Source organism: Rhodanobacter sp. DHG33 (assembly GCF_014843005.1).
In the GTDB taxonomy this organism is placed as follows: domain Bacteria; phylum Pseudomonadota; class Gammaproteobacteria; order Xanthomonadales; family Rhodanobacteraceae; genus Rhodanobacter_A.
This window is the reverse complement of the sequence record NZ_JACYXM010000019.1, coordinates 1-4,385: the sequence shown is the minus strand read 5'-3', so window position 1 is coordinate 4,385 and position 4,385 is coordinate 1. Positions and strand designations below refer to the sequence as shown.

At 62.1% G+C, this 4,385-nt stretch carries 5 protein-coding genes; all 5 read left to right on the top strand.

What is annotated here, in order from left to right; translation table 11 throughout:
- On the top strand, positions 1–309 hold a 309-nt coding region (locus tag IHE46_RS16735; protein WP_192166055.1), incomplete at its 5' end, for a phosphopantetheine-binding protein.
- 251 nt (positions 310–560) lie between these two features.
- Positions 561–1,859, top strand: a complete 1,299-nt coding sequence (locus tag IHE46_RS17085) for a condensation domain-containing protein (RefSeq protein WP_225563137.1) — start codon at positions 561–563, stop codon at positions 1,857–1,859.
- Positions 1,817–2,563: a condensation domain-containing protein gene (locus IHE46_RS17080; protein WP_225563135.1), complete on the top strand. Its 747-nt coding sequence runs from the start codon at positions 1,817–1,819 to the stop codon at positions 2,561–2,563. The genes IHE46_RS17085 and IHE46_RS17080 overlap by 43 nt, the downstream gene beginning before the upstream one ends.
- A 429-nt stretch (positions 2,564–2,992) precedes the next feature.
- Entirely contained in the window at positions 2,993–3,631 is a 639-nt protein-coding gene (locus tag IHE46_RS17075) for an AMP-binding protein (RefSeq protein ID WP_225563134.1), read from the top strand.
- Positions 3,559–4,385 (top strand): AMP-binding protein (locus tag IHE46_RS17070; RefSeq protein WP_225563136.1); only part of this gene is annotated, 827 nt, incomplete at its 3' end. The genes IHE46_RS17075 and IHE46_RS17070, both read left to right, overlap by 73 nt.

Sequence of the window (4,385 nt, the reverse complement as noted above, 5' to 3'; positions counted from 1 at the left end):
AACGGCAAGCTCGACCGCAAGGCCTTGCCTGCACCCGGCGACACGGCCTACGCACGCCAGGCCTACGAGCCACCCCAAGGGGAGATCGAACAAACCCTCGCCGGCATCTGGGAAGAGCTGCTCGGCCTCCAGCAGGTCAGCCGCCACGACAACTTCTTCGAGGTCGGCGGCCATTCCCTGATCGCCGTGCAACTCATGGAACGGTTGCGCCGTCGGGGCTTGGACATCGAAGTACGCACCCTATTCACCACCCCCACCCTTGCCGATCTGGCTTTAAAGACACATCAAATAATGGAAATTCGACTGTGAACATTGAAGATCTTTTGATTGCTTTAGAAGCAGAAGGCGCCTCACTTACGCTTGATGGGGACACTCTTATATTAAAGGCGCGCAAAGGATCTATAACTAACGAACTCAGCTCATCAGTTATAAAAAATAAAAATGAGCTTATTAAACTTATCAAATCAGGCAGTCGCTTATTTAGAAATGGTAATGGAAATTCGAAAGCTCCAGTCCCCACCAACACGATCACGCCAGACAGTACAGCAATTACCCCAGCCATGCTGCCGCTGATCGATCTGTCGCAATCGGACATCGATCGCATTACGGCCCAGGTGCCTGGGGGTATGGCCAATATCCAGGACATCTACGCGCTCTCTCCCTTGCAGGACGGCATCCTGTTCCATCACCTGCTGGCTACCGACGGCGATCCGTATCTGTTGGTCAGCCAGATGGCCTTTGCCGACCGCGCCCTGTTGGATCGCTATCTCGCAGCCGTGCAACAGGTCGTCCATCGCAATGACATCCTGCGTACCGCCTTCGTCTGGGAACAGCTCTCGACCCCCGCTCAGGTCGTCTGGCGCCATGCACCGCTGAGCGTCACCGAGGTCACGCTCGATCCAGAGGCCGGTCCCGCCCATGAGCAACTCGCTCACCGTTTCGACCCGCGCCATCANCTGCTGGCTACCGACGGCGATCCGTATCTGCTGGTCAGCCAGATGGCCTTTGCCGACCGCGCCCTGTTGGATCGCTATCTCGCGGCCGTGCAACAGGTCGTCCATCGCAATGACATCCTGCGTACCGCCTTCGTCTGGGAACAGCTCTCGACCCCCGCTCAGGTCGTCTGGCGCCATGCACCGCTGAGCGTCACCGAGGTCATGCTCGATCCAGAGGCCGGTCCCGCCCATGAGCAACTCGCTCACCGTTTCGACCCGCGCCATCACCGCATCGACCTCACCCAGGCTCCGTTGCTCCGCTTTGCGGTGACCCAAGAACCGGACACCGGACGTTGGCTGGTCCTGCAGTTGATGCACCACCTGATCGGCGATCACTCCACTCTGGAGGTTTTGGATGCCGAGGTGCGCGCCTTCCTCGGCGGATACGACAACGCACTCCCGGCTCCCCAGCCATTCCGTCACCTCGTGGCCCAAGCCCGACTGGGCATCGCCCCCGAGGAGCACGAACGTTTCTTCCGCGCCATGCTCGCCGATATCGACGAGCCCACCATGCCCTTCGGCCTGAGCGATGTGCATCGCGACGGCAGTCGCGTGGACGAAGCCCATCGCCTGTTGCCGCAAGCCCTCAACGACCGGCTCCGCAGCCAGGCCCGTCGCCTGGGCGTCAGCCTCGCCAGTCTGTGCCACCTCGCCTGGGGTCAGGTCCTGGCGCGCACCAGTGGTCGCGAACCGGTGGTCTTTGGCACCGTCCTGTTCGGACGCATGTCTGCCGGCGAGGGTGCCGACCGTGCCATGGGTCTGTTCNGGCCCAAGCCCGACTGGGCATCGCCCCCGAGGAGCACGAACGTTTCTTCCGCGCCATGCTCGCCGATATCGACGAGCCCACCATGCCCTTCGGCCTGAGCGATGTGCATCGCGACGGCAGCCGCGTGGACGAAGCCCATCGCCTGTTGCCGCAAGCCCTCAACGACCGGCTGCGCAGCCAGGCCCGTCGCCTGGGCGTCAGCCTCGCCAGTCTGTGCCACCTCGCCTGGGGTCAGGTCCTGGCGCGCACCAGTGGTCGCGAACCGGTGGTCTTTGGCACCGTCCTGTTCGGACGCATGTCTGCCGGTGAGGACGCCGACCGCGCCATGGGTCTGTTCATCAACACCCTGCCACTGCGACTGGATCTGGACGACACCGATGTCGAGACCAGCGTGCGCCATGCCCATACACGACTAGCCGGGCTGCTGCGCCATGAGCATGCCTCACTGGCAATGGCTCAACGGTGCAGCGGTGTCGCCGCTCCCACGCCACTCTTCAGCGCCTTGCTCAACTACCGTCATAACAGCCTGCCATCGGTTGCCGAGGAAAACGAGCCAGACACCTCCAGCCATCCGCTTCGGGGCATCGAGTGGCTCAGTGCCGAAGAGCGCACCAACTACCCGCTCACCCTATCGGTTGAGGACTTCGGACAGGCTCTGGGATTGACCGCCCAGGTCGTGCAGCCACTTTCTCCTGAACGCGTGTGCGGCTACATGCAGCAAGCGCTGGAAAGTCTGCTGCAGGCCTTGGAGNGTCGCCGCTCCCGCGCCGCTCTTCAGTGCTCTGCTCAACTACCGTCATAACAGCCTGCCATCGGCGGCTGGAGAGGACGAGCAAGACACCACCGGCCATCCGCTTCAGGGCATCGAGTGGCTCAGTGGCAAAGAGCGTACCAACTATCCGCTCACCCTGTCGGTTGAGGACTTCGGACAGGCTCTGGGATTGACCGCCCAGGTCGTGCAGCCACTTTCTCCTGAACGCGTGTGCGGCTACATGCAGCACGCGCTGGAAAGTCTGCTGCAGGCCTTGGAGACGGCTCCCCACACCCCGGTGCGTCAGCTCGACGTGCTACCGCCCGAGGAGCGTGAGCTGCTGCTCACCACCTGGAATCAGACCGACGCACCCTACCCCGATCAGCTGTGCATCCACCAGTTGTTCGAGCAACAAGTACAGCAGCACCCCGAGGCCACCGCCCTCGTCTTCGAGGATNTCCTGAACGCGTGTGCGGCTACATGCAGCAAGCGCTGGAAAGTCTGCTGCAGGCCTTGGAGACGGCGCCCCACACCCCGGTGCGTCAGCTCGACGTGCTACCGCCCGAGGAGCGTGAGCTGCTGCTCACCACCTGGAATCAGACCGACGCACCCTACCCCGATCAGCTGTGCATCCACCAGTTGTTCGAGCAACAAGTACAGCAGCACCCCGAGGCCACCGCCCTCGTCTTCGAGGATCAGTCCCTCTCCTATACCGAACTCAACATCCAGGCCAATCGCCTCGCCCATCATCTGATCGATCGCGGGGTAAAGCCGGGCGAATGCATTGTCACTCTCATTGAACGCAGCGCAGCATTGGCCATCACTCAGTTGGCCATCCTCAAGGCCGGTGGCACCTATGTGCCCATTGACCCGGAAGTACCGGTAGAACGCCAACAGTGGATCATCGCCGACTGTGCCGCCCGCCACCTTCTCACCACGGCATCTTTTGCCCTAAACGCTACTGTCTCGCCCGTACTCATCGAGCCCCTGCTGGCCGAGGGTCTCGAGTCCAATCCCNCGTCACCCTCCTCGAACGCAGTGCCGCCCTGGTCATCACTCAGCTGGCCATCCTCAAGGCCGGTGGCACCTATGTGCCCATTGACCCGGAAGTACCGGTAGAACGCCAACAGTGGATCATCGCCGACTGTGCCGCCCGCCACCTTCTCACCACGGCATCTTTTGCCCTAAACGCTACTGTCTCGCCCGTACTCATCGAGCCTCTGCTGGCCGAGGGTCTCGAGTCCAATCCCCAACTGCATCTATCCAGCGACAGCCCCGCTTATGTGATGTACACCTCCGGGTCGACCGGTGCCCCCAAAGGCACGCTCGTCCCCCATCGCGCGGTCAATCGTCTGCTCATCAATAACGGCTATGCCTCGTTTGAGGCGGGCGATCACATCGCCTGGCTAGGCAATGTTTCCTTCGACATCAGTACGCTGGAAGTGTGGGCTCCTCTACTTCACGGGGCCTGCCTGGTCGCCGTCCCCCATGCCACTGTTCTGCAACCCAAACTACTGCGCTCGCTGTTGCAGCAACAACGTATCAGCGTACTGCACCTCACGGCGGGCCTCTTCCGTCAAATCGCCGAGGAGCTGGGCACGGCCCTGACCGGTCTGCGCTTATTGCTCATCGGGGGCGACGCGGTCGATCCGACCCTCGTCGCTCGCGTGTTGAATCAGTACCCTCCGCAATGCCTGTTGCACTGCTATGGCCCCACGGAAAGCACCACCTTCGCGACGACTTACGCGGTCGCCGCCCTCGACGCTGCCACACAGCGCCTGCCCATAGGCCGTCCGATAGCCAACACGCGCATTTATCTGCTCGATGCCCACGGCCAGCCGGTTCCTCTCGGGGTCGCCGGTGAGCTGTACAT